Here is a 25,868-nt window from a genome sequence, read left to right on the forward strand (position 1 = left end):
CATGCATGGATCAAAAGCATATTACGACTGGCAGGACCCGTTTAATCTCGACGCACAATTGAGCGAGGAAGAGCGGATGGTGCGTGATACCGCACGCGCCTACGGTGAAGACAAATTGCTGCCCCGCGTGCAGGAAGCCTTCCGCCATGAAAAGACTGATCCGTCCATATTCGCTGAAATGGGCGCGCTTGGACTGCTTGGACCGACAGTGCCGGAGGCGTATGGCGGGGCGGGGCTAAACTATGTTTCCTATGGCTTGATCGCACGGGAAATTGAGCGGATCGATAGCGGCTATCGCTCCATGATGAGCGTGCAATCTTCACTGGTCATCGTTCCGATTCATACTTTCGGCAGCGAGGATCAGAAGCAGAAATATCTTCCGGGTCTGATTGCAGGCACAAAAATCGGCTGCTTCGGACTAACCGAACCGGACCACGGCTCTGATCCCGGTTCCATGGCAAGTCGTGCTCGTAAGGTGGATGGCGGCTATCTGTTGAATGGTTCCAAAACCTGGATTTCCAATTCACCGATTGCCGATGTCTTTGTGGTCTGGGCAAAAACGGAAGATGGGTTGATCCGCGGCTTCATTCTTGAAAAGGGTTGGAAAGGGCTTTCTGCGCCTGCTATTCACGGCAAGGTTGGCCTGCGCGCTTCCATCACCGGCCAGATCGTGATGGACGATGTGTTTGTGCCGGAGGAAAACATGCTCCCGCATGTGACAGGGCTCAAAGGACCGTTCACCTGCCTGAACTCAGCGCGGTTTGGAATTGCATGGGGTGCACTGGGTGCTGCTGAATCATGTTTCGAAACAGCACGTGATTACGTGATGGATCGCAAACAGTTTGGTCGCCCACTTGCGGCAAATCAGTTGATCCAGAAGAAGCTCGCCGATATGGCAACCGAGATAGCTCTTGGACTGCAAGGCTGCCTGCGTCTTGGTCGCATGAAGGATGAGGGCTCGCCCCCTGTTGAGCTTACATCAATCCTGAAACGCAATTCCTGCGGGAAGGCCTTGGAAATTGCCCGTAATGCCCGCGATATGCTGGGAGGCAATGGCATTTCCGATGAGTTCCCGGTAGCGCGCCACCTCGTCAATCTTGAGGTCGTCAATACCTATGAAGGCACGCATGATATCCACGCCCTTATTCTTGGCCGCGCCATAACCGGCATTGCGGCATTCTCCAATTGACCGGAAGCAGCATGACCAAAACTGTTGAACAGATCAGCGTGAGCACCCCAAATCGTGTTTTGCAGCCAGAGGGTTGGGCGCGACCAATCGGCTACTCCAATGGAATGGAAGCACGCGGGCGAACAGTCTTTGTCGGCGGACAGATCGGCTGGAACGCTCAATGTAAATTTGAAGCAAAGGACCTGCCAGGTCAGGTGCGGCAGACTCTCGAGAATATCCTCGCCATATTGCGTGAGGGCGGCGCTGGCCCCGAGCATGTCACCACCATGACCTGGTATGTTTTGGACCGGAAGCAATATTCGGCAGCATTGAAGGAAATCGGCGCGGCCTACAAAGCCACCATGGGCCGGCACTTCCCGGCAATGGCGGTCGTTCAAGTGTCGGGCCTGATCGAAGATGAAGCGCTTGTCGAGATTCAGGCAACCGCTGTTGTGCCGGACTGAACATGGCTGTCAGCTGGAATCGCCAAGACAATATCGGTCTGATCTGGATCGATAATCCGCCGGTGAATGCAACGTCCCATGCGGTGCGTGAGGGTTTGGCTATTGCTCTGGCCGAAGCAAATGCGGATGTGGCGATCCAAGCCATCATTATAGCGTGCAAAGGCAAAACCTTTGTTGCGGGTGCAGACGTGAAAGAGTTCGGCACGCCTCCGCGCGCGCCCTTCCTCAATGATCTGGTGCAGTTGATAGAAGATTCCGCAAAGCCTGTTATTGCCGCGCTCCATGGAACAGTCTTGGGCGGTGGTTTGGAGATCGCGCTTGCAGCGCACGGCCGTATTGCGGCTCTACAGACCCAACTTGGTTTGCCGGAAGTAAAGCTCGGAATTATCCCGGGCGCCGGTGGAACACAGAGGCTACCCCGGTTGATTGGCATGCCAGAGGCAATCGATATGGTTGCAAGCGGTAAGCGGGTTTCAGCAGCGCAGGCCCTTGATCTTGGAATGATTGACCGCATCTCCGATAATGATCTGATCCAGGATGCAATTGCATTTGCACAAATACTTGCTGGTCGTGAGCCGCGTCGAACCGGGACATTGCCTGTGCGCGAATTCGATGGACTGGCGGTAGACGCGCAGATCACCGCGATAGAACGCAAGGCACGCGGGCAAATATCGCCGGGCGCAGCTGCGCGGAGCGCATTTTCTGCGGCCAGTTTGCCAATCGAGCAAGGCTTGAAACGTGAGCGGGAAAAGTTCCTCGAACTGGTCAATTCCGAACAGGCAATTGCGCTTCGTTATGTTTTTGCTGCAGAACGTCTCGCGGCTAAAGTCGTTGATCTTGAGGGAATAAGTCCTCGCTTTGTACAGAATGTAGGCATTGCCGGTGCCGGACTCATGGGCGCTGGCATCGCCGTCGCCTTTGCTGATGCTGGGTATGATATCACAATCGTAGAACGTGATGAGCCGTCTATGGATTTGGGCCGCAAGCGGATCGAAGCCATTTACGATCGCATGGTGAAGGCCGGTCGGATTGATATTGCTCTCAAGGAACAACGGCTTTCCCGTATTGGCTTTCATATTGATCGCGCTGCTTTTTCCCAATGCGATCTTGTTCTTGAAGCAGTCTTTGATGATCTGGATGTGAAACAGGAACTCTTTGCATCGCTCTCTTCCATTGTGCGGGCAGATGCCATTCTGGCAACCAATACGAGCTATCTGAATCCGGATGCCATTGCTTCTGTGATCATGAACCCCAGCCGTTTCATTGGGCTGCATTTCTTCTCACCAGCGAACATCATGCGGCTTGTTGAGGTCGTACGAACAAAAGACATCGCGCCAGATGTTCTGGCTGCGGGATTGGCCGTCACAAAGCGTCTGGGCAAGCTTGGTATCGTCAGCGGTGTTTGCGAAGGCTTTATCGGCAATCGTTTGTTTACGGCCTATCGGCATCAATGCGACATCATGCTTGAAGATGGCGCATTGCCCCATGAAATTGATGCGGCCGTCGAGGCATATGGTTTTCCCATGGGCCCCTATGCTGTAACCGATCTGGCTGGGCTGGACATTTCCTGGGCTCGCCGCAAGCGTGATGCGGGCAAGCGCGACCCTACAGCACGGTATGTCACCATTGCTGATCGTTTGTGTGAAGCAGGGCGCTTCGGCCAAAAGGCGGGCAAAGGCTACTATGCGTATGATGGCGGCAAAAAATCGGTGGACCCTACCGTTGCAGACCTGATCGCAACCATCTCGGATGAAAAGGGAATTACCCGTCGCTCGTTCGGGCAGGATGAAATCATGACGAACATCATTGCCGGGCTTGTTGCCGAGGGTGACAAGCTGATGAATGAAGGCATAGCCATGCGCGCTTCCGACATCGATCTGGTGCTTATCAATGGTTATGGCTATCCCGCATGGCGCGGCGGGCCCATGTTTCAATCCGGCAGACACTGACTTTAACGAAGCAGTTTTACGCCAGCCATACCCATTGCGGCGCCCGCAATTTTTACCAAAAAATTCGCAATATCCGCATGTCTGTTCTGCATGAAATGCTGCGCATATTCAAAGAGTCCGCATGACACTATTATAATAATCGCCACAAAAATCAGCCGTTTCGGATAGGTCAGGCTGAATGTGATGCCAAGCAGCAGAAATGCCGAAAATCGCTCGACATTTGGCCCGATCCAGGTTGCCGGACGCAAGGTAATCGGCCCCACTGTCATCACCATGATTAATAGCAATAGCACCCAGGCAAGGGCATGATGCGACGCCGGGTAATCAATCAGCCTTTTCAACATCCAATACGCCCGACGGCGAAATCCTTCCGCGGAGAAGATCGAAGAGAGCCAATCCATTTCCCTTTAATCGTCCTTTCCGGTCTATCCACGCTTCCGGCGAAATGCTTCCAAAAATATTGGCAATCAAATTCTTGGATGCCATGGCGATAGCCTTGGAGAAAGCCATGGTGCCTTTCCTGGCCAGATAATATGGATTGGCAATCTGGGAATAGCCGAGCTTTATCCCGGAGGTCCGACCACTCTTCACGCCAAGATGAATACCGCGCTGCTTGTTTGATTTGACGATACGGCCATGTTTGGCAAGCGACCGGCTCAGATCAACGTCCTCAAGCCAGCAGTAAAGTGGAAGGTTTTCATCAAACCAGATATCGTTGCGTCTCATCACGTCAAGTCGCAAAGTCATATTGCAGCCATACCCGTTATAGACATCCTTCAACAGGTCGGGGCGCGAAGATGGATCATCCAGAAGAGCCTGCAACAGACTTGCACCTTCTTTCACCTGTATTCCGGCTGTTCCTATGCCATCTACAAGAACGTTACCCGTTGATATGACGATATCATCATGTTCGAGGAACAGCTTTTCGACCTCGGCTATATAGTTCGGAGCCATCAGAAAATCGTCGTCGAGAAACAATAATATATCGAAATCCGGCAATGCTCGAATGATGTCGTTGCGTTGCTTGGCCAGCCCGGAAGTCGATTGCAGCGATAGCAGCGGAACGCTCATCCCTGCCTCCAGATTTTCCGGAGTATCGCTTGGCTTGAGTGTGCAGATAACAATCTGATCGGGCAGCCGGTTCTGCTGTTCAATCAAGGGAACCGTGGCGGCCAGTATTTTCGGTCTGCCGGTTGACGGTATGCCGACTGCAATCTTGAGCCGTTGTTTTGGTTCGCGCGTCATAACCTGCTCCACCGGAAACTTGCCAATGAACCTGCAAATTTGGAGAAACGCCTTTGAAGTGAGCGGCTGTAACTTTCTGCCCGAAGGCTTGATGGCGGGAAAGCGAGCGGCGCGGCTGTGCGGGGATGTAGAGGTGTATTGAAAACAACGCCGACCGCATCCGAGTTGATGCCACTGCAATTTGCAATCGCCGCGCCAAGGACATCGAGCGTTACATTCTGCCGGTCACCCACGGTGAGAATAACGCAGTCGACAATCACACTGACTATTCGAGCATCTGCACTTGTCGTCAAATCCGGCAGATCGAGGATGATGATATCGTGCTGATCGCGCAATCTGTCGAGGTGGCTCTCCAGAGCCTGAAGATTGAGATAGCGATATGCCTGGCTCGAACTATGGGTTATCTCGTCTACGCTCATGAGAGCTGGCGGCGTTATTACGGATACGGAAGCATAGGGTTCCTCCGCCCGAATTTCATCGACCTTCCGAATAGTTCGTGCGTCGCGGCGGCTTGAGCCCTCGGTTGCTTCAATTTTCCTGTGGTTTTCTACAACATCGGTTGAGATAGCCTGATGGGGCTTGGTCATTGTCGTGAACAGCCGGGTAAGCGTCGGGTTGGCGGCACAGGTATCGATCAGCATCGTTCTTGAACCCGTCGCTGCATAAAGCTGTGCCAAATTGCTGGCGACTGTTGTCTTGCCCTCGCCCGGCAGCGCCGATGTAATACCCACGACTTTTGCACCTTGCCGACGCATTATCAGATCCAGCGAGGCCTTGGTATTGCGAACAGCGTCTGAAAAGAGGTGATTGGGATGATCCAGTACGAAATTCAGCAATTGATACTGCTCTTGCGGATTGCCCTTTGAAATCGCTCTGGCCGAAACAAATGGCAATGTGCCAAGGCTGTTCAACCCAAGTTCGCGTCGCAAACGGCTCTCTGTTTTGATGCGACGATCACTAACCTCTCGAACGGCAGAATAGGCAAGCCCCGCCAGTCCGCCAAGCACGCTCGCAAGCGCGAGTACCAGCGACCCCTTGGGCCAGGTCTTGCCGAGCGGGATCGCAGCAGCGGAGACCAGACGGGAATCTCCTACAGGGAAAGATTCCTGCTGCAAGGCACTGATTAATTGCTGCATCAAACTTTGATACATTTGCCGATAGGTATTTGCGCGGCTTTCAAGCTCGCCCAGCTGAACGCGGGCCATGCCCTTGCTGAGACCGGATTGAATCGTCGCTTGCAGCTGGTCATTGACATATTGCTCGCGACGCTCGGCCGCTTCGACATTCGATTTATAAACCTGCCCGATACGAACGATTTCCTGGCGTACTTCACCCTTCAGGCGTGCGATCTCCTGCTGGGCAGCTTGCACCGCCGCTCCATTTTCGCCATAGCGCCCCTTCAACTCATCAAGCTGGGTGGAAGCCGTATTCAGCCGTTCACGAAGCGCTGTTATCTGCGGATTGCGAAGTGCTTCGTCAACATATCCGTCGACATAAGTCTCCGATTGGAGAAACTTGTTGATCATCGCAAGCTTTGCCTTCTCCGCCGAAGTATCAGCTTTTGCTCTGGAAAGCTGGATATTCGCCTCGGTGAGTTGCTGTTCATCCAGCGAAGTTGCACCAGCTTGCGATATCTGGTTCTGGTTACGGAAATCCTCCACGGCACGAGCGGATGCATTCGCTTGCCCGCTAATCTCCGCAAGTCTGCTTTCCAGCCAACCGGCGCCGCTTTTTGCCGCCGATGATTTTGCATCAAGACCCGCTTTGATGTAGGCCAACGCCGTGGCATTTGCCACCGTTGCAGCCTTGGCCGGGTCCGTGGAATTATATGCAACGTCGAGCACATAGGATTGCCCGACACGCCAGACGCGCAATCGCTCCAGAAAGCCCGCAACTGTCTTGCGCATGATCAATTCAGGTTCAGCCACCTTGCCTTTGTCCGAACGCCAGAATGCAAGGCTGGACAAGAGGCTATCGCCGCCTTGAAGCTCGGGGTCCTCCGTGAGCGAAAGCTGCTCGATGACGCTTTTGGCGATGGCTTCAGAGCGGATGATTTCAACCTGGCTTTCAACCTCACCGGTTTCGATCACGATCGTCCCCGAAACCGCATCCTGCGAGGCAATTCTGGCCTGTTCGGGATCAATGACTATTCGGGCCGTGGCCGTGAAAATCGGCTCCGCTACCAGGAGATAGGCCACGGCAATTAGTACTGATCCAAGAATGGAAGCGCCAACAAAGCGCCAGTTGCGCCGCAAGAAACCGACAATATCGGCCATACCGATCAAATGGGCATCGGCATGAAGTTCATCAGTCCGTGTCGAGTGATGTTTATGTCTGACCATCTTTATTATCCACAATGTTCTTATTGGGTCGTTTTGACTTGCGCGGCAGCGGCGTTGAGCGGAACGGGTAGCGACGCAGGCGTGCCCGGTTCAGCAGGTATTTCTGTCGGGCTGTTACCGGCTGTCTTCTTGGAAAACCGCACGTTGAGTGCCGCCCGCACAACATCGCCAGGCACCAGGACGGTATCCTCGTTTGCTGCAATCTCGATTGGCTCGGCGGTCGTTGCCCTGGTGATAGTGAATACGAGATCAGGCTCCTGTTTTTCTCCGGGCTTTGCCTTGCCCGACAAAATTGATCCCGCAGCAACGAGCAGCCTTTCAGCTGTGTCCTGCCTTATCTTGAGCTGATCCAGCGCAGCCTGCGCTGTTTGAAGCTCTGTCGTAGCGGTGGTTTGACGGAGATTAACCAAATTTTGGGCATCGCGGCTCGCCTGGCTGATATTCTGCCGGGCACGCATGATGGCGGTAACCTGATCAAGCCGATCAGCCTGCAAGGTTGTGATAATCCGCTGTAAATCTGATTGGCGGGATGTTGTGGCGATGCCGCGCTCCACCAACGGCTTGACCGTCTCAAGCTCCGCATCCATCAGCTTGATCTGTTTTTCCTGGCCAGCTACTTTTTCCTGCAAAACCTCGATTTCGGAAGCGAAAAGCGCACGCAGTTCATCAAGGTTTGCAAGCTGGCGCTTTAAACCATTCGACTGCGTATCGAAGATTGCCCGCTCTTCAGCAGTGATGGATTGAATGCTCATGCCGTCGGCCAACTCAGAAAGATCGCTCGGAAATTGAATCTCCGTTGTCCCGGCAACCTCTGCCTTCAGGCGCGCCACACGAGCAAGCGTCCGCACCATTTCGCCGTGGACAGATTGCAGCTCTCCAAGATATTGAATCTGTTCAACCGTCCTTGCTTCTTCTCGCGGGCGATATCTGCCGCCAGCCAAGGCAACGGCCTGCAAGACTGTAAGGCCGGGTCTGAACCTGTATTCACCAGGCCGCTCAACATTTCCAACGAGGAAAATTGCAGGATACTCCACGACCTGCACGGCGACATTCGGCATGGTAACCAAGCCGGTCGCCTTCTGGATGCGCTTTGAAATTTCGGTCGCCGCCGATGAGGCATCAAGGGCTGCTATCTCCATTGTGCCAATGAGTGGAAGAAGCACAGTTCCACTATCTGACACAACATACTCGCCGTTCAGCGCGGTCCACTCTCTATATTCTCCGCGCGAGGCAATCCACTCAAGAACAGTCAATCTTAACCGGGTGTAGGGAGCGAGCTTGTAATCGCCATTGGCGTAAGCGGAAAAGGGCAAAGCGAGACATGAAAACGCCATGGCCGTTGCTGCTATTGTGCGCACAAACCTCTTGATTGCCCACGGAAATTTCACGCCCATTTGCTATCCCACAATTTATTATTTTGCACTATTATCGTGGAGCTGCGGGTAGGTGGCAATTAATCAATCATGGATTTATTGTAATAAATTCGGTGTATCCACGGTACTTTTCCACAATTTAAAGTCATGCTTGCGGGATAGATAAGCATATCTGTAAATTATACATGATTACCAATATTCCCGTCACAGGAAAACATAATATACCCTCCTAGATACACACGTAACTAGTATTGCCCTGCCCTTTAAATCCAATTATTTATTGACCCCTGAGGGCCATATTATAGGCTTCAACAGCTGTATCCAAGCGGGGAATATACTCCGCAGTTGCAGTGGTTTGGGGGCAACTATGTGTGGAATTGCAGGCTACTTCGCCTCAAAAGGCTCACTTCAGGACGGTCAGTCTGTGTTGAGCTCGATGATTGGTGCAATTGCACATCGCGGACCTGACGAAAACGGCATCTACGTCGATCAGAATGCTGGCTTGGGGCACATGAGGCTCTCCATCGTCGGGCTGGAAGACGGCCAGCAGCCTATGAAGAATGCCCGTGGTGATGTCGTCATCAGCTATAATGGCGAAGTGTTCAATTATGTTGAGTTGCGCGATGATTTGATTGCGCAGGGGCATGTTTTCCAGACATCAAGCGACACCGAAGTCATCCTGCATCTTTACGATGAGCTGGGCCCGGATTGCGTCAAGAAACTCAATGGTGATTTTGCCTTTGCGATATGGGACCAAAGGCGCCGCCGCATGATGCTTGCGCGGGATCGCATGGGTGTGCGGCCATTATTCTATACTTGGCACAAGGGCACTATGTTCTTTGCCTCGGAAGCCAAATCACTTTTAACCGTTCCCGGTATCGAAGCTGAAGTCGATATATATGCTTTGGACCAGATATTCACGCTGTGGGCACCCATTGCGCCTCGTACGATCTTCAGGAACATCTTTGAATTGCAGCCGGCGCATTTCCTGCTGCTTGAGGGTGAGACATTCAAGACAGCGACATATTGGCAACTGCAATACCCCGATCGCGATAGTGCGGCCTCCCCACGGTCTGAAGATCACGTTGCCGAGGAATTACTGCATCTCCTGACTGATGCCACGCGCATTCGTCTAAGGGCTGATGTGCCTGTGGGATCCTATCTTTCAGGCGGATTGGATTCCTCCGCCGTGTCAGCAATTGCAGCCAAAATTGTGCCGGACCGCCTGCGAACATTTTCAATCGGTTTTGAATCTGCCGAACATGACGAGACTGCATTCCAGATGCAGATGGTCGAAGCACTTGGCACCGATCACTCCGCATTAACCTGTAGCACAAACGACATCGCAAACATCTTCCCCTCGGTGATTGCGCATACGGAGCGGCCTGTTCTTCGTACAGCTCCAGCGCCACTCTATCTTCTATCGCGTCTTGCCAGCAGTGAAGGGTACAAAGTGGTCTTGACTGGCGAAGGGGCTGATGAGGTCTTTGCTGGATATGATCTGTTTCGCGAAGCGAAAGTGCGCCGCTTCTGTGCCGCACAGCCGACGTCGCGGATCCGCCCACAACTGTTTCGAAAACTATACCCCTATCTCAGTGGACTGAAGCAGCAGTCTCCAGAATATCTGTCGGCATTTTTTGGCGCCGGTGCCGACGATATCCGTGATCCCTTATATTCGCATCGCCCACGTTTTAGGGGTACTGCGGCAACGAAGATGTTTTTCTCCCAGGACCTGCAAACCGCGCTGAACGGCTATGACGCAACCGCCGATCTCGTTTCCGGGCTTCCAAAAGATTTCACGCGCTGGCACCCCTTGCATCAAGCGCAGTATCTGGAAACATCGCTGCTATTGCCTGGATATATTCTGAACTGTCAGAGTGATCGCATGGCCATGGCGCATGGCCTTGAGGGGCGCTTCCCATTTCTGGATCATCGCCTCGTCGAGTTTGCCTCACGCATCCCAGTTGGGATGAAGCTAAAGGGCCTTGCTGAAAAACACATTCTGAAACGGGCCGTTCGCGACCTCGTGCCGCAAACGATCACTGCAAGACTGAAACAGCCCTATCGCGCACCTGACAGCCGTTCGTTTACGGCGGGTGGAATGCCGGATTACGTTCGGGATTCCATGAGTGCGGCAGCCATATCCGATACGGGCCTGTTTAACCCGGTAGCTGTCGAAAAACTGGTTGGGAAATGCGCGCGCGATAATCCCGTGGGATATCGCGACAACTCGGCCTTCGTTGGAATCCTTTCAACACAGCTATGGCACCAGATATTCACAACACAAATACAGCGGCACGCTGTCGCCGCAGAATGAAAGGGAAGAAAAATGACATCGGGATTCGCAACACAGATCAGAGCCTTCATTGTCGAAAATTATCTCTTCGGCGACACAAGCCATCCACTTGATGACAGAACATCGCTCATTGAAACCGATATTATCGATTCAACCGGGGTCCTCGAACTGGTGACATATCTGGAAGACACGTTTCAGATCAGTGTGCATGACTCCGAAATTGTCCCGGCAAACCTCGATTCAATCGCCAGCATAGCCAGCTACGTAGCAAGCAAGACTATTCTTCAACGGTCGGTTGCTTAAGCGAACGAGGAGCAGCCAATCATGCGGATCGAGGACATTCTTCGTCAAACGGCGAAAAGATTGGACAACAAGACTGTTCTCATCGCAGGCGACAAGCGACTGAGTTATGCTGAACTTGACGACCTGTCGGATCGCCTCGCGGCTTCGCTCTGGTCGCAGGGCGTGATGCGTGGTGATCGTGTTCTGGTATTTATGGGCAATTGCTGGGAAGCAACGATTGCCATCTACGCGATCCTGAAGGCTGGCGCTGTTTTCAGTCCGATTAACGCCTCCACAAAAGCGGACAAGCTGGCTTACATTATCGAGAACTGCCGCGCCAGAATGGTCATCGCACAGGAAAAACTGGCACCCATTGCTGTTGAAGCGATCGGATCAAATACGGGCTGCGAGCTGATCGTGGCCAGCCGCGGCGAAGAAGCCGCTCAACCGGGAACACATTCCTTCACGCAGATGTTGCAGGTGGCGCGGCATCCGATTCTTCATGGCGGCATTGATGTCGACCTGGCGATGCTGATCTATACGTCCGGATCGACGGGACGTCCCAAGGGCGTGATGATGAATCATCGCAATATCGAAGCGGCGGCCACCTCGATCACGACCTATGTGCAAAACAGCGAAGACGACATAATTCTCAATGTATTGCCCCTCGCTTTCGACTACGGGCTTTATCAGCTGTTCATGACAATACGCAGTGGAGCCACGCTCGTGCTGGAAGCGTCCTTTGGCTTTCCGCAGGCAATTTTTGATGTCATGCGACGTGAACATGTAACTGGCTTTCCATTGGTGCCAACCATGGCAGCGCTGATCCTGCAGATGCGGGACATAGAGCCCGGATTTCTGCCGGATTTGCGCTATATCACCAACACCGCCGCTGCCTTGCCGCCCGCGCATATTGCGCGTTTGCGCGAACTCTTCCCGGGCGTACGACTGTACTCCATGTATGGCCTCACGGAATGCAAGCGCTGTACCTATCTTCCGCCGGAACAGCTGGACCAACGACCCGGCTCCGTGGGTATTGCAATTCCTAACACTGAAGCATTTATCGTCGACGACAACGGCACTATCGTTGAACCGGGCGTTGTGGGGGAGCTTGTCATTCGCGGTCCTCACGTCATGCAAGGCTACTGGGAAAATGCGGAAGCAACCGCCCGAATGCTGCGGCCCGGCCCCAATCCGTGGGAAAAAGTGCTTTATACTGGCGATCTCTTTTCGAAGGATCGCGACGGCTATCTCTACTTTGTCGGCCGTAAGGACGACATCATCAAGACGCGGGGCGAAAAAGTTGCTCCCAAAGAAGTCGAAGCCGTGCTGCACTCTTGCCCCGGCATTGCCGAGGCCGTTGTGATTGGCGTGGATGACCCTGTTTTGGGACAGGCCATACGGGCAATCGTCGTCCTGAGCGACCCGGCTCTGACCGATCGCGAAATCATCCGTTTTTGCGCAAAAAACCTTGAAGATTTCATGGTTCCGAAATCCGTTGAGTTTCGTCCGAGTCTTCCCAAAACGGACACTGGCAAGGTGAGCCGTAGATTGGCCGCCGAGCCTCAGGAGAGCTGACATGAACAATATAAACCCTGAAATCAGTGCTGTTTCACCCATATCGCTGACCATTGATCCTGCGGCTGAGACAGAGCGGATCGTTGCCGCAATGCGCGAGCAGCTCCGCCACACGTTGCGCCGCCGCGGATTTGTTTTAGGTCTGTCAGGAGGTGTGGATTCCAGTGTATGCGCTGCGCTTGCCGCAAGAGCCGTTGGCGCACAAAATGTCCTATGCATTTTCATGCCTGAAAATGACTCCGATCCTGAAAGTCTGACGCTGGGCCGATTGGTGGCGGAAACATTTGGTCTGGCTAGCATCGTTGAGGATATCGGCCCATCGCTTGAAGCAATGGGTTGCTACGAACGGCGCGACGCTTTCATCAAGCAAATCGAGCCGGAATTTGGCCCCGGATGGGCGTCGAAGATCGTCATTGCCAATGCATTGGCGAATGAAGGCTATAATATTTCCTCACTTGTGTTGCAGCGCCCGGACGGCACAACCGAAAAGCTGCGCATGCCAAGCTCCGTCTATCTTGGGATTGTCGCGGCAACCAATATGAAACAGCGGACCCGCAAACAGATCGAATATTACCATGCGGATCGCATGAACTATGCCGTCATCGGCACGCCAAACCTGTTGGAATATGATCAAGGTTTCTTTGTTAAAAATGGCGATGGTGCGGCTGATCTAAAGCCGATCGCCCATCTCTACAAGTCACAGGTTTACCAGCTGGCAGCCTATCTCGGTGTGCCGGAGGAGATCACGTCGCGGCCGCCAACGACGGATACCTACCAATTGGCGCAGACCCAGGAAGAATTCTATTTTGCATTACCTTATCACCAGATGGACCAGTGCCTTTACGGTTTGAATGAATCACTGCCCGCTGCGGTAATCGCCGCATCCGCCCATCTGAGCGAGGATCAAGTACTTCGCGTCTGGCGTGATATTCGCGCAAAACGCAAAGCGACACGCTATCTGCACCTCGGACCGCAACTCGTAATGCCCATAGCAGAACTCCAAGGCGGCTAGCCCGGAAAGGACCATCATGATGCAGAAAGTTTTTCTCGCAATGGTGGTTGTTGTGTCGGCATTTTTTGCCTGGACGGCATTGGTCACAAGAGCAGATGAGCAAGCCTTCATCTGGGGTGTGAACGGTCATCCGCTTGCGTCTTATCATGGCGTTACATTGGAGGAACAGGTGGCATCACTTGTGACCTTGGGCGCGCGCTCCTATCGCGTCGATGTCCAAAGCATCGATCAGCTTCCAAAGTTGAAAGCCTTGGTTGATCTCGCTGAAGCGAACAATGTGGAGATCCTTCCCGTCTTCACCCCCAAGATAGATTTGAATGCTGCAACAATCGAAGAAATCCATTCAACCTCCAAAACACTTGCTTATGAAACGGCGACCATGCTGGGGGCAAAGATCAAAGTATGGGAACTGGGCAATGAACTTGAAAATTTCGCAATCATCCAGCCTTGCGAAATGCGAGATGACGGCACGCAATATCCTTGCAACTGGGGACCTGCGGGAGGACTCTACCCGCTCGATTATTACGGGCCACGCTGGGAAAAAGTCGCCGCCGTCATGCATGGCCTTGACGCTGGCATGAAGCAGGCTGGCGGAAAATATCGTACCGCCATGGGCACCGCCGGTTGGGGCCATATCGGCGCCTTTCAACGTATGAAGCAGAGCGGAATCAGCTGGGATATCTCGGTCTGGCATCTTTATGGTCAAGATCCGGAATGGGCATTCAAGGCATTGGCCGAATATGGGAAGCCTATCTGGGTAACAGAGTTCAATCATCCCAAAGGCAGCATTGAAAGCGAGGCTGCCCAGGCCGCTGGTTTGAAGACGATGATGGAAATGCTCCAGCGCCTCCGTGAGCTCTACCCGATTGAAGCGGCTCATGTTTATGAATTGATGGACGAAACATACTGGGCGCCGGATTTTGAAGCCTATATGGGCCTTGTTCGTCTGGACGGCGACGAAAAGAATGGCTGGCGCGCCGGAGAGCCGAAAGCCGCCTTTAAAGTCGTTCAAGATATTATCGGGCAGGACCGACTAACAGGAACCCAGAGCCAGTGACCGTGGCGGGCGAAGGATAAGCATGGCAACCAATTTTTTCGGTGTTTGCGTCATTCTGTTTGGCGTTCTGGTACAGTTCATGCACCATCGCTATGCCTTGTACGGCATGGTTATTCTTACATTGTTTGGTGCGGCCGCTGCCGTGACGCTGCCTGCATTGGGCGGAGCTTCCATTCTAGTCGCCAATGCCTTCATGGTATTCTTCGCTTTGCGGATCACGCGCGTCACCGGGTTAAATCCGGCAATCAGCAGCTTGCTTTATCCCAGCACCGGCTTCTGGCTTCTACTGCTGATCATCTATGGTCTTATCGCCACGCTGTTCTTTCCAAGACTGATGGCGGGTATTACCGAAACGATGGTGGTGCAAAGATTGCCCGCTGGCCTTAGCCGGATTGCGCTCAACCCGCTCAGCTTTTCCAGTACCCACATCACGCAAACTGTCTATGCGCTGGGCGGCATTGCATGTTTTGCAGCCTCATTTGCCTATTTTTGTACGCGCGATGCTTACCAGCATTTTCTCACGGCATTCTTTATACTCTGCGGCTTGAATGTGTTGTTTGCCATGGCGGATCTCATCACATTTGCCACTGGACCAATCGATTTCCTCAATTTCATCCATACGGCCAATTACTCATTGATGACCAATGTCGAGATGGGTGGATTAAAGCGCATCTCGGCCAGCTTTCCGGAATCATCCAGCTTTGCTAGCTTCACGCTCATTCTGTTTGCCATATCTGCAAGTCTTTATCTCGATCATGTCCGGCCGCTTGCATCCGGCTTATTTGCCGTGGCATTTCTGATTTTGCTCGCTCTTTCAACATCGGGCACTGCTTATGTCGGACTGATCTTTGTTCTTTTCATGCTCACGGTCCAATCGGTTCTCCCCACATTATGGGGCGGGAAGATGCGCAAGCCTCTGCTATTATATGCGGGCGGCTTGAGCGCCCTCGCCGTAATCCTGCTTGTGGCCGTATTGTCCCCCACCCTCGTTGAAGCCATAGGCTCATTTCTGGATGAGAGTCTTCTTGGCAAACTGGATAGCGCTTCAGGCAGAGAGCGTGGCCACTGGAATGAGGTGGCCTGGTCAAACTTCATCGACAGTTATGGTTTGGGCGTCGGGGTCGGTGGAGCGCGAGCTTCCAGCTATCTGTTTGTACTGCTTTCCAATGTCGGTTTGCCTGGGTTTTTGTGTTTCGCAGTGTTCACTCTTTCGACGTTATTTCGCCGGTCGGTCTTCCGCAATGGCACCGTCGAGCGCCACGTCGTACGGGCCATACGCTCGGGTCTCGGGGCAAGCTTGATCGCCGCTTTTCTTGTAAGCACCGTCTATGATCTGGGAATGCTCTTTTATGTGCTTTCAGGCGCGGCAGCCGTTGCCGTCTTTCCGGTGGCAAAACGGCGGGTGCAAACAAATGTCGATAAGGAAGTCACGCGATCGGAGTCGCAACGTGCCAAGCAAATGATCCCCAGCTCCTGATCAGGATTCCCTGAAAGCCCGCGACATACTATCGATAACCGGCTTGGCCAGATATTCAAAGAATGTGCGCTCATGAGTTTGAATGAGAATATCTGCCGGCATGCCCGGCGTCGGGGTAAATCCATGGATACGCTTTAATTCATCAGCAGGTATGCTGACCCGGGCTATATAGATGTCCTGCTTCTGGCCGGGCGTGGTGTCGGCCATAGAATCCGCAGATACATAATCCACTCGCCCATTGATAATAGGTGTCGTGCGCTGATTGAGGCCACTGAGGCGAATATGAGCCTCCTGTCCCTCTTTCACTTCATCGATCTGCATGCGCGGTATCTGCGCCTCGATGATGAGCGGGACACCCGTTGGCAGTATTTCGACGATGGGCTTGCCGCTTTCAATAACGCCGCCAGCCGTATGGTAATATAGCCGGATAATTGTTCCTGAAACGGGCGCCTTGATCAAGGTCCGGTTAAGAACGCTTTCGGCCTGGCGGGTCTGTTCCCGAACTGTGTCAAGCTCGGCCTCCGCACTTTGAATTTCATCCAGTGCTGCCTGTTTCTCAGTGTCTTTGGTCTGGATGATTTCTTTCTGGAATTTCTCGATCTGGGCGTTCACTTCCATGATTTCCGCGTTCAGACGAGCAATATTGCCTTCGCCATCGGCAACAGCCCGCTCAAGCACACTGACCTCGGACCGCGCCATCAAACCTTTCTTGAAAAGGGAGTATTTTGATACATACTCGGTTTTCAACAGCCTTACCTGAGTCTGTGTCGCCTCGATTTGAGCTGTCCGGCCGATACGCCTGAACTCAAGAGCGGAAATATTGCGCTCCATCATCTGTAATTCATTGGCATATTTGGCATGGGCCGCATCGAAATTATCGCTTTGGCTTTCGTTTACGGCCCGTATTTCCGGGTTGCCCATATTATCCAGAATGATCTTGGGCGGTTGATACCTTTCGGCGCCTTTGACGACGGCATGCAGCCGCGCCAAGATAGCTTCCAGGCGCGCCTGGCGTAAAAACAGCTGCTGGGAGTTGGTCTTGGCAGAGGTCTCGTCAAGGCGGACAAGGTCATCGTTTTCGTGGACGTGATCTCCTTCACGCACCAAAAGTTCCTTGATTATGCCGCCTTCCAAATGCTGTACGATCTTGTTTTTTCCCGTCGCAACGAAACTGCCGGGCGCGATGACGGCGGCGGCCAAGGGTGCTGTTGCAGCCCATGTTCCAAAGCCACCAAAGCAAACGAAAACCAGGGCAATTCCAAACTTGCTATATGGTTTTATCGATCGCGGAACACCGTCATACCATTCGAGACTGTTCATAATATTGGCGGTCGTCATGTCATTGCTCCCACTTTTATTTCCCCGGCCTGAATTGTCTGAACAGGTCCTTTGGGTTTGCTCTTTTTGGAGAGTGCTTCCATCACGGTTTCCCGCGTGCCGAACATTGTAACAGTGCCATTATTCAGAACCATGATCTTATCGACACAGCTCAAGAGCGCAGGACGCTGCGTAATGGTGACCACGGTTATTTTATGTTTTTTTGCGTGAAACAAAGCCTTGGTCAGTGCGACGTCACCCTGCTGATCCAAATTGGAATTTGGTTCATCGAGTACCACAAGCTTGGGATTGCCGAAGAATGCGCGTGCCAGAGCAATGCGCTGTTTTTGGCCTCCCGAAAGAGGTGCGCCATCCGCCGCAACAACGGTCTCATAGCCTTGTGGAAAGGTCGCGATGAGTTCATGCACATCCGCCAGCACGGCCGCGTCGAAAATGGCCTGGTCACTGACATCTTCGCGCATTCGAGCGATATTTGCCTTGATGGTGCCCGGGAAAAGCTGAACATCTTGCGGCAAATAACCGATATTCTCGCCGAACTGACGCTGATCCCAATTGCGCAGATCCATAAGGTCCAGACGAACGCTCCCCGAAGTCGGCAGGATCGACCCAACGAGCATCTTGCCCAGTGTCGTTTTTCCAGCGCCCGAATTGCCAATGACAGCCATGGATTCGCCGGGCAACAATGTGAAAGAAATCCCGTTCAGGATAACTTTCTTGTTGGGCGGCGGAACATAGAGAATTCGCTCCACATCAAGTCGGCCTTGCGGGTCCGGCAATCGCAAACGTTCCAGATTCAGCGGCGAGTTCTGGAGAAGGTTTCGGATGCGGCCAAAGGCCGAGCGGAATTGGATGAAACTGTTCCAGCCTTCGATCGCTCCTTCGATGGGTGCCAGAGCGCGTCCGGCAATGATCGAGGCGGCAATCGCCATGCCGCCAGTCAATTGTCCGTCAATAGCCAAATGCGCTCCCCATCCCAACATGGCGACCTGTGTCAGCAATCGGGAACATTTGGAAATCGTTGCGAAAATGATGTTCCTGTCCTGCGCGCGAACCTGCGATTTCAAGGAGCCTGCCATGTCGCGGCCCCATATGCGCACGGCCTCCGGGATCATTGCGAGGGCATTGATGATTTGCGAGTTGCGCGACATGGAGTCGAGATGAAGCATTGCCCGGCTTTGGAAGCTTGTCGCCTCAGCGAACGAGGCTGCAGTAGCGCGCTGATTGATGAAGGCAATGACGATCAGCAGCAGGGAGGAGACAATAACGATATAGCCGAGATGCGGATGTATCAGGAATACAGCAAGCAGGAATATAGGGGAAATGGGCGCATCGAAGAATGACAGCAAAGTGCCAGACGTCAGAAATGACCGCAATTGCTGGAGATCACCAAGCACTTGATAATCCTTGCCATTTCCATGCAGGGATGCGCGCGCGGCGGCGCTCAAGATGGGCGCTCCAAGCTGCACGGCAACTTCGACCGCTGTGCGCATAAGAATGAACCGCCGGATAGCATCAAGAACTACCTGCACAAGCACGGCACCGATGATCACCACCGTAAGCATGACAAGCGTGTCGGTCGAGCGGCTGGTAAGAACCCGATCTGATATCTGGAACAGATAGATTGGAATAGCCAGGACAAGCACATTCAGGAAGACTGTGAACCCCATGGCGATGATCAGGTTTCGGCGAACGGCATTTACACCGTTCTTGAAACTATCGGCAAAACTCGCCGCCGCTACGCGCTTGTGAAAAGTTCCGCCATTGCCAGCTGCATTATTATTGCTGGGGGCATTACCGCCGGGGCCGACTTCTTTCCGCGCCGGGACGCCGCGATCCCCCTCTATGACCTTACCGAGGCCAGGATCGAGTATGACGGGCTTGGGGCTGGTGTCATTGCGGCTGGATGGTTCAGCTGGCTTTCCCAGATCGGGTTTAGGCGCCGTTTTTTCGCCAAGGCCGATACTTGCAGGCGGTTGGGTCTCCCGCACCCCCCTATCAGTAAAGATCCTCGCTACAGCAACTTGTGAAATGGACTTCTCCATTTCCGCAAGCAATGCATCAAACTCGATTCGATCCTGCTCGCGTGCAGTCATCGCTTGCCGTGACTGTTGCGAGATAACCCGCAAGTCAGTCTGTTCATCATATTTCATTATCCCGCGTCCCCCCACGCATTCTTTTTGTTTTTAGGCGAGAGCTGTTTGCATCACATCCACCGAATGAGTCGTATCCGGCAGATGAATTGGTGTATGATCGGCGTCCGGTGACGGCGATGCATCGTCATCCAGAAAAGCGATAATTTCGTTGGCAAGTGGCTGGCCTTGACCGCTTCCATGCCCAGGTTGCTGGGCAATGATCTCTGCTTGAATCAGGATCGAGTCCGAGTACACGCCACCACCCGCATAAGAGGTTCCATTGCCATGTCCGCCATCGACAATCGTCGCGACATTGATCAATGCATTTGAGCCTGTGCTTATGTCCCAAACCGTATCATGGGAAGTGGCGCGCAATGCGTCTTCGTAACGAGCCACAAAATCGGAATCGCCGAGAATATTGGTCTGACTGATATAGTTGAGGTCGTAAACATTGCCTGAGATGTACAACATCTTGAGACCGGCCATGCCTTGGAGTGCAGCATCGGAACGAAAACCATCCGGCATTTTATAGTTGCCGTCAGCCAGGCCACTCATCGCTTCCTTGTAATGATCTGGAAGTCCAGTGGCCCAGTTCGTTGTACCTGCGCTTTGAATGCTTGCCGAGTTCCACAAAAGATTGTCACTGGTTGATAATGTTCCACTATAGGCACCGGTCCCGTTTCCGGTTGTCATTGTGTCATCGTCAAAAAGAACATTCGTCTGAAAGATCAGATTGCCGCTGTAAAGATGCCCGCCAATGATGACCAGATCATATGAATTACACAGATTGGCGAATGATGCAGTGTTCAGCATCCCATTGGAGCCGGTCGTAATCGTCGTGTAAGAACCTGTCGACGAGAGTACATGCGCGTCATTGTCTGAGAGGAAGTTATATTGTGATATCCAGTTCATCTGCATAAGGTCGCCATTCATAACGGTGACCTGCCAGTTCTGCGGAAAAACAGGAGCCTCGCCTGTTGCGGCTGGAACCTGCACATGCCCGGTGGAAGAGATAAAATCTGCGATGTTCATCGCGTTGGTGGATGGCCCGCACGACTGCTGTTGGCCAACAAATCCATTGCCGAAGCTGTCTATGTCACTGTAGGCATTTGTTTGAACGATGGCATTGATGTTGTAGTAATTGCCGGCAACGGCAAAATGAGCGCCCGATGTTCCGGTATTGGTGAGGACGATTTCGTTGACCAGAATGTTGGAGCCCGCCTCTAGCGAAACCGTGCCCTCTATGTCTTTCCCATTGATAACCAGTGCCTGATGGCCTGTGGCAGACGCTGGCGTATTGGGAGTAGCCAATTGCGCGGGCTTATAATCATCCAGAACCGGGGCCTCCGAGACCGTGGTCCCGTTGACGTAAATTCCAGCGGTTGGAGATGCGACCACGGTAATACCCGATATGCCGGTTAGCAGCCCTTCCGCAACATCCATGCTGTCGCTCTGGTCGCTGAAAAACTGCGCCATGCCCGACGCGGTATCCGGCAAATCGTGGGAGAATGCGTTTGAAACAAGCAAGGCGCTAACCGACAATGTTGCCAAATCGGCATTGTCGCCCCAGTGCAAGTTTGCTGGAGAGTGATTGCCCGTAATGACAATGTCATTGTCCTCCATGTGGCTGGTCTGCTGAAGCACCATTGATGTTTCAGGAACCTCTGGCCCGATGAATGGCCCTTGTTCGAGTGATTGACCATTGCCATTGCCGGAAGAATGTATTGGAACCGCCGTATGATAGAGATTGTGCCCATATAATTGCACATCAATCGGCTCGATATTCACCCCAGGCAAAACATCATTGCTGCTCGCTGTCCAAGGCATCGGTAGATAGTTTCCATCGGGAACAAATGTACCAGGTGCCAATTGCATCTGCGGATCTGTCTGTATCGCCAATATTTCACCGTGCGATTGCGGAACATCCGGCGCGTCTTTGAATTCACGATATTCGAGGCGCATTTTTACCGCTTCAACCGACGTGCTGAAGTATCCCATGAAGTGTGCAATGGATTCTGAAATATGATCGCCAAATCCGAGCATTTTTGATGGCTCCCGCCAATTATGCTGTCCGTATTTTCATCCGGTAATTGGCCTGCGCACATTGTGCGCAGACCATTTTCCGAGCGGCAAATTGCCAGCTAACTGAATCAAACCGCGTCGGTGTCGCCGTTTGATGTATGCGTGTACGAGCCGTTGATAACGGTCGCTTCGAAGGCGTTCTGCTGCAGGTTTGCACCAAGTACAATTTCCTGGGTGAACGCCGTGGATGTAAGATTGGCTGCTGCGCTCGCCGCACTTGAACCCGATACGTCGTCGCTTGCACCAATATCGCCGGAACCACCCGAACCGCCATGGCCACCGCCGAAGAAGCTGTGGTCCATGCCGCCCCAGCCACCATCATCGGTACCAATGCCATCACCTGCGCTTGCAGTACCGCCGGTTGCGGTCAAGGTGACAATGCCACTGTTGGTCTGGGTTACACCGGAGAGGGTGTCATTATCGACAAGATCAACAACTTGACTGAGCGCAAATCCCGTATCGCTGCCGCCGCCGCTAAATGCGCCATTGAGAACGTTAGAGAAGTTCACATCATTACCGGGATCAAAGTTGATGTTGCCGGATTCGGTGAGGAAGATGTTGTCAAAACTATTGTGATGCAAATCGAGATCGGCAAAGTCGTCATCAGTCGGCAGATAGCCGTCTAAATCGACACCAACATTTACTTTTACATCCGTGTGCGACGAATTACTGTTGGAGTTGCTGTTGGCATTGGAATTGTCGCTGGAGCTCTCGTTGAAATTGCCGTTCAGATTGAGATTTTCCGAAACAGATGACTGCTCCTGACCTTGTCCTTGATCCTGCCCCTGTCCCTGCCCTTGACCCTGGCCTTGTCCCTGATCCTGACCTTGGCCCTGATCTTGCCCCTGGCCCTGACCTTGTCCCTGCCCTTGCATCTGAAGAGCCAAGGCGGCAGCGAATGCTGAAGCATCAGCACTTGCCGACGCTGACGGGTCTATACCGGGATTCTGGTGATGATTGTTGTTGCGATTATTCATATTATTTCCTCCGGAATATCTGCGGAGAAGACAAAACCTCTATGCTCTTTAACGAGGCTACGATGTCCACGCTGGCAGATGTTAAGTTGTTACAGCAAAAGTATCCCCAAGCTCGCGATAGAATATCGCAGGCTATTCAACTCAGAATACTGGCACACTGGTTTTATTTTCTTGGTTTCACTTACGCTACGCTGGAAACTCAAGACCTCATAACCGTATGACGCAAACGGGCAGACCGGAAGATAGCACTTATATTTAGCTCATTGGTGAATCGCGAAACGGGCGGCGTAACCTTATGAATCCCGCCGTTTTAGGCGATTGATGGATTGGCAGTACAATAGATCAGTTGAACCAGCAGATAAGTTCTAAACAATATTATCGAATTCATATGCCTCAAACGGGGCCCAGGTGCTGCTTTATACCTGCGCGAATCAAGTGACGTGCAGACGAAACACCTTTTCAATTCACGTCACGACCGCGTCACGCGACGTTTATTAATCCTTGGTTAATCAGAGCAAGTAGCGGGGGCTACAGGCATCCTGATTAACGATCTTAAACAAAACTATTCAGATAAAATCCAACAATCGAAAAGAAACCTCGGAAGAAATACTTTTCCGACTAAAGGGCGCAGGGGACTATCATGAGTGGAACAATACCACGCAAACTTTCGGATCACATCAAGACTGATCCAGGGAATGGGCGATTTAAAAGTTCGATATTTATCTATGCTGAAGCGGGCGTGGTCTTTCAGGGACTGGTGCAGTCGTTGGAACGCAATTTCACCGATATAGACATTCATCTGTGCAGCTCATTTACCGAGGCCGAAGCTTATGATGACGATATTCAGCTCGTCCTCATCCACGCCGGCTTTGTTTCCAGCTTCAGTGAATCGGCATTGCGGTGCAGGAAGCGCTTTCCCAACGCCTCCATTACCATGATGGTTGACGATAATGTATCGGGACTGGATGAACTCGACAGCCTGTTCGACGGCAAGGTTATCCAAGGCTTGTTACCTTTCAATTTAAAGCTGGATATATGGCTTGCGGTCATCTGGCTGCTGCTGAATGGTGGTGAATATTATCCGCCTCACATCAGTCGCTCTTCGGATAGAGCACGGGATGACAATAGCGGACGCTCAATGGGCACTTCTCATCAGCAATCCGACGGCGTAATCCGGCCGATCAAGACATTGACCATCCGTGAACAGCAAATTTTGGAGCTGTTGTCGGAAGGTCTGCAAAACAAGATCATTGCCGACCGCCTGACGCTGTCAGAACATACTGTTAAGGTCCATGTGCACAATCTCATCCGCAAATTGCGTGTGCATAACCGTACGCAGGCCGCTGCCGTATATCGCAATACGAGGGATCAAGAGGCCTTTCAGCCCCCTTTTAGGGGGTACAAGGCGCCGATGAGCCACTATGCAGCTTCGCCAGAAATGGCTCGGGTTATGTAGTATCAATGTCGCGGCTCGACGACATTCTCATGCTGGTGGGCAAGTTGAACTATACTTGGACAAACACGGAGAGTTTGTTCATTTATCTGATTGCCCACCTGCTGGATACGAACAAGGAAGCGGCAACTGTCATTTTCTTGACGCTGAATACGACACGAGCGCGCATTGATCTCATCGAGCGCCTTGCAAAAATACATTCTACAACGCCGGAAACCAAGGCAGCAGTCCTTAAGATCACAGCCCGAATGACGCGTGAGCAACGCCTGCGCAACAAGTACAACCACTGCATATATTCGTTCGATGAATCAGGCCGAACCGCATCAACTCAGCTGATGCGGATTGTCGATATGGACGAGAACCTGAAATATGGAAAAGTTGAAGCACTCGATGACGAAGAGATGTTGCGAATACAGGCAACAATTGATTCAATAATCGACGTCAACAAATCCATATGGGGTTTCATGAAGGTCAATAATATAAATATTTGACATCACTTCGGTGGAAATTCTCTCCGCTCGATTCTCAAACAAACTCGTCGCCATTCAGTCGATTCCAGCCTTCGCCCGCAAGGCCGTTGAAAAATGCATTCCCCTTTGAAAAAGCTTCCAGGACGCGCGGGTCGCCAGTATGCACCACGGTGGATGAACGCTGAAAAAACAGGCCGCGGCGTATCATCATCGCTTCCAGCAATTGCGGTTGTGAACGAGCCCGTACAGCAACGGCACCTATGGAATTGGCATAGTAAAGGAGGCTATCCAATACGGTGCTTTCCTGCCCTTTCGCGGCAATGATTTGAAGGACACGGACAGTCTCCCCGCGATCGCCGTGAAACAGATAAGCACCCAAAGGCTTGCCTGTCCGGCTCTTCACCACTCTGCTGTGCATGGTGCCGTAGGTTGATTTTGTGCAGGCCGTCGCCAGAACATCGCTCAAGGTCGACAGATCCCAATCCGGGCGTAATTCGTAGTCTTTCAGCCAGGACGCAATGAGCGGGGGCAACATATCCAGCTCAATGCTGCAATCATTCACGCCTTGGGGTTTCTCCGGTATGGAGGTTTTCATAATTGCATGAGCGAAGAGATCGAATGGCCCCGATAGCAGCTTGCCGTGCCGCAAGAACTTGAAACGACGCGACGCCGCTTCAGCAGCAAAGGCAGTGGGACGAAGAATGCGCAGCCATTCCAGGCTATATCCGGGCAAAACCCTGCCACGCAGCTTGCTCCACATAATTCGCGATGTTTCGTTGGCTGTTTCGCTTAATGAAAGGTCTTGGGGTCCGGTGAGAAAAGCGCGAAGCAACCGTGCTCCGGCAAGCGGATCCTCAATATGATCCTCGACCATCAAGGGGCCGCAAATTGCCGCCTGCAGGGGAGCGTTTCCAAAAGCCATTTTCAATGGAAGCGCGCCAATGAACCCCGTCAGCACGCCATCGCCCCGGATATGGACTTGTGAGATGATCCCCGTGCTGTTTCCGGGAGCGAGATAAAGCTCCGATAGATAGTCCGCTAATGATGCTGGAATTTTTGTGTTGGCTGGCTTGAACATTCGCCAAAACATCGCCGCTACCGCAGGGATATCCTGGGGCGCCAAGTTCCGAACCTCGCTGAATGCTACGCCGTCCATAGAAGGCTCCTACCGAC

Annotated in this window: 20 protein-coding genes; 11 read left to right on the top strand and 9 right to left on the bottom strand. The window is 52.7% G+C overall.

Annotated features, from left to right (window positions below; all coding sequences use genetic code 11):
* Position 1: 1 nt before the first annotated feature.
* From ACTJI9_RS13450 to ACTJI9_RS13460, 3 genes are read left to right on the top strand one after another with little or no spacing between them, the layout of a single operon-like run.
* Complete coding sequence (locus ACTJI9_RS13450) at positions 2 to 1,189, top strand: acyl-CoA dehydrogenase (protein WP_440808595.1); 1,188 nt, start codon at positions 2 to 4, stop codon at positions 1,187 to 1,189.
* An 11-nt stretch (positions 1,190 to 1,200) separates the two neighbouring features.
* Complete coding sequence (locus tag ACTJI9_RS13455; protein WP_115053359.1) at positions 1,201 to 1,632, top strand: RidA family protein; 432 nt, start codon at positions 1,201 to 1,203, stop codon at positions 1,630 to 1,632.
* A 2-nt stretch (positions 1,633 to 1,634) separates the two neighbouring features.
* On the top strand, positions 1,635 to 3,581 hold the full coding sequence (locus ACTJI9_RS13460; RefSeq protein WP_440808597.1) for a 3-hydroxyacyl-CoA dehydrogenase NAD-binding domain-containing protein: 1,947 nt from the start codon (positions 1,635 to 1,637) through the stop codon (positions 3,579 to 3,581).
* A gap of 2 nt (positions 3,582 to 3,583) precedes the next feature.
* Here the strand turns inward: ACTJI9_RS13460 and ACTJI9_RS13465 are convergent, their stop codons facing one another.
* Genes ACTJI9_RS13465 through ACTJI9_RS13480 form a run of 4 tightly spaced genes read right to left on the bottom strand, consistent with a single transcriptional unit; the run spans position 3,584 to position 8,562 of the window.
* Positions 3,584 to 3,925 (bottom strand): VanZ family protein, encoded by a 342-nt coding sequence (locus ACTJI9_RS13465; RefSeq protein ID WP_162802520.1) that lies wholly within the window; start codon positions 3,923 to 3,925, stop codon positions 3,584 to 3,586.
* Positions 3,906 to 4,826, bottom strand: coding sequence for a glycosyltransferase family 2 protein (locus ACTJI9_RS13470; RefSeq protein WP_336442145.1), 921 nt, complete (start codon positions 4,824 to 4,826; stop codon positions 3,906 to 3,908). The genes ACTJI9_RS13465 and ACTJI9_RS13470 overlap by 20 nt, the downstream gene beginning before the upstream one ends.
* Positions 4,823 to 7,168 (bottom strand): GumC family protein, encoded by a 2,346-nt coding sequence (locus ACTJI9_RS13475; RefSeq protein WP_336442144.1) that lies wholly within the window; start codon positions 7,166 to 7,168, stop codon positions 4,823 to 4,825. The genes ACTJI9_RS13470 and ACTJI9_RS13475 overlap by 4 nt, the downstream gene beginning before the upstream one ends.
* A 20-nt stretch (positions 7,169 to 7,188) precedes the next feature.
* On the bottom strand, positions 7,189 to 8,562 hold the full coding sequence (locus tag ACTJI9_RS13480) for a polysaccharide biosynthesis/export family protein (protein ID WP_337354885.1): 1,374 nt from the start codon (positions 8,560 to 8,562) through the stop codon (positions 7,189 to 7,191).
* A 346-nt stretch (positions 8,563 to 8,908) separates the two neighbouring features.
* Here ACTJI9_RS13480 and asnB point away from each other — a divergent pair, with 346 nt between their 5' ends.
* From asnB to ACTJI9_RS13510, 6 genes are read left to right on the top strand one after another with little or no spacing between them, the layout of a single operon-like run.
* Positions 8,909 to 10,858, top strand: coding sequence for an asparagine synthase (glutamine-hydrolyzing) (asnB, locus tag ACTJI9_RS13485; protein ID WP_440808602.1), 1,950 nt, complete (start codon positions 8,909 to 8,911; stop codon positions 10,856 to 10,858).
* 12 nt (positions 10,859 to 10,870) lie between these two features.
* Positions 10,871 to 11,140, top strand: coding sequence for an acyl carrier protein (locus tag ACTJI9_RS13490; RefSeq protein WP_115053352.1), 270 nt, complete (start codon positions 10,871 to 10,873; stop codon positions 11,138 to 11,140).
* Between the two features lie 21 nt (positions 11,141 to 11,161).
* A complete protein-coding gene (locus tag ACTJI9_RS13495) occupies positions 11,162 to 12,697 on the top strand; it encodes a class I adenylate-forming enzyme family protein (protein ID WP_440808605.1) in 1,536 nt (511 codons plus the stop codon).
* Position 12,698: 1 nt separating this feature from the next.
* Positions 12,699 to 13,709, top strand: a complete 1,011-nt coding sequence (gene nadE, locus ACTJI9_RS13500) for an NAD(+) synthase (RefSeq protein ID WP_440808608.1) — start codon at positions 12,699 to 12,701, stop codon at positions 13,707 to 13,709.
* 16 nt (positions 13,710 to 13,725) lie between these two features.
* The gene (locus tag ACTJI9_RS13505; RefSeq protein ID WP_440808611.1) at positions 13,726 to 14,766 is read left to right on the top strand and encodes a glycosyl hydrolase; all 1,041 of its coding nucleotides are present in this window, start codon (positions 13,726 to 13,728) and stop codon (positions 14,764 to 14,766) included.
* 22 nt (positions 14,767 to 14,788) lie between these two features.
* Entirely contained in the window at positions 14,789 to 16,243 is a 1,455-nt protein-coding gene (locus ACTJI9_RS13510; RefSeq protein ID WP_440808614.1) for a hypothetical protein, read from the top strand.
* Here ACTJI9_RS13510 and ACTJI9_RS13515 read toward each other — a convergent pair whose 3' ends face one another.
* The 4 genes from ACTJI9_RS13515 to ACTJI9_RS13530 form a co-directional block, all read right to left on the bottom strand.
* Complete coding sequence (locus ACTJI9_RS13515) at positions 16,244 to 17,581, bottom strand: HlyD family type I secretion periplasmic adaptor subunit (RefSeq protein WP_354345248.1); 1,338 nt, start codon at positions 17,579 to 17,581, stop codon at positions 16,244 to 16,246.
* Positions 17,578 to 19,731: a type I secretion system permease/ATPase gene (locus ACTJI9_RS13520; RefSeq protein ID WP_440808616.1), complete on the bottom strand. Its 2,154-nt coding sequence runs from the start codon at positions 19,729 to 19,731 to the stop codon at positions 17,578 to 17,580. The genes ACTJI9_RS13515 and ACTJI9_RS13520 overlap by 4 nt, the downstream gene beginning before the upstream one ends.
* Positions 19,732 to 19,764: 33 nt before the next feature.
* Positions 19,765 to 21,756, bottom strand: coding sequence for a hypothetical protein (locus tag ACTJI9_RS13525; RefSeq protein WP_440808619.1), 1,992 nt, complete (start codon positions 21,754 to 21,756; stop codon positions 19,765 to 19,767).
* Between the two features lie 107 nt (positions 21,757 to 21,863).
* Entirely contained in the window at positions 21,864 to 22,772 is a 909-nt protein-coding gene (locus tag ACTJI9_RS13530) for a hypothetical protein (protein WP_307275637.1), read from the bottom strand.
* Between the two features lie 640 nt (positions 22,773 to 23,412).
* Here ACTJI9_RS13530 and ACTJI9_RS13535 point away from each other — a divergent pair.
* Together ACTJI9_RS13535 and ACTJI9_RS13540 are read left to right on the top strand one after the other, a co-directional pair.
* Positions 23,413 to 24,228 carry a response regulator transcription factor gene (locus ACTJI9_RS13535; protein ID WP_115053342.1) on the top strand — a complete coding sequence of 272 codons (816 nt, stop codon included), beginning with the start codon at positions 23,413 to 23,415 and terminating at the stop codon, positions 24,226 to 24,228.
* A 5-nt stretch (positions 24,229 to 24,233) separates the two neighbouring features.
* Positions 24,234 to 24,716: a hypothetical protein gene (locus ACTJI9_RS13540; RefSeq protein ID WP_115053341.1), complete on the top strand. Its 483-nt coding sequence runs from the start codon at positions 24,234 to 24,236 to the stop codon at positions 24,714 to 24,716.
* A 34-nt stretch (positions 24,717 to 24,750) separates the two neighbouring features.
* Here ACTJI9_RS13540 and ACTJI9_RS13545 read toward each other — a convergent pair whose 3' ends face one another.
* Positions 24,751 to 25,851 (bottom strand): hypothetical protein, encoded by a 1,101-nt coding sequence (locus tag ACTJI9_RS13545; RefSeq protein ID WP_440808623.1) that lies wholly within the window; start codon positions 25,849 to 25,851, stop codon positions 24,751 to 24,753.
* Positions 25,852 to 25,868 lie beyond the last annotated feature (17 nt).

The organism is Phyllobacterium sp. 22552, assembly GCF_052044585.1.
Taxonomy (GTDB): Bacteria; Pseudomonadota; Alphaproteobacteria; order Rhizobiales; family Rhizobiaceae; genus Phyllobacterium; species Phyllobacterium ifriqiyense.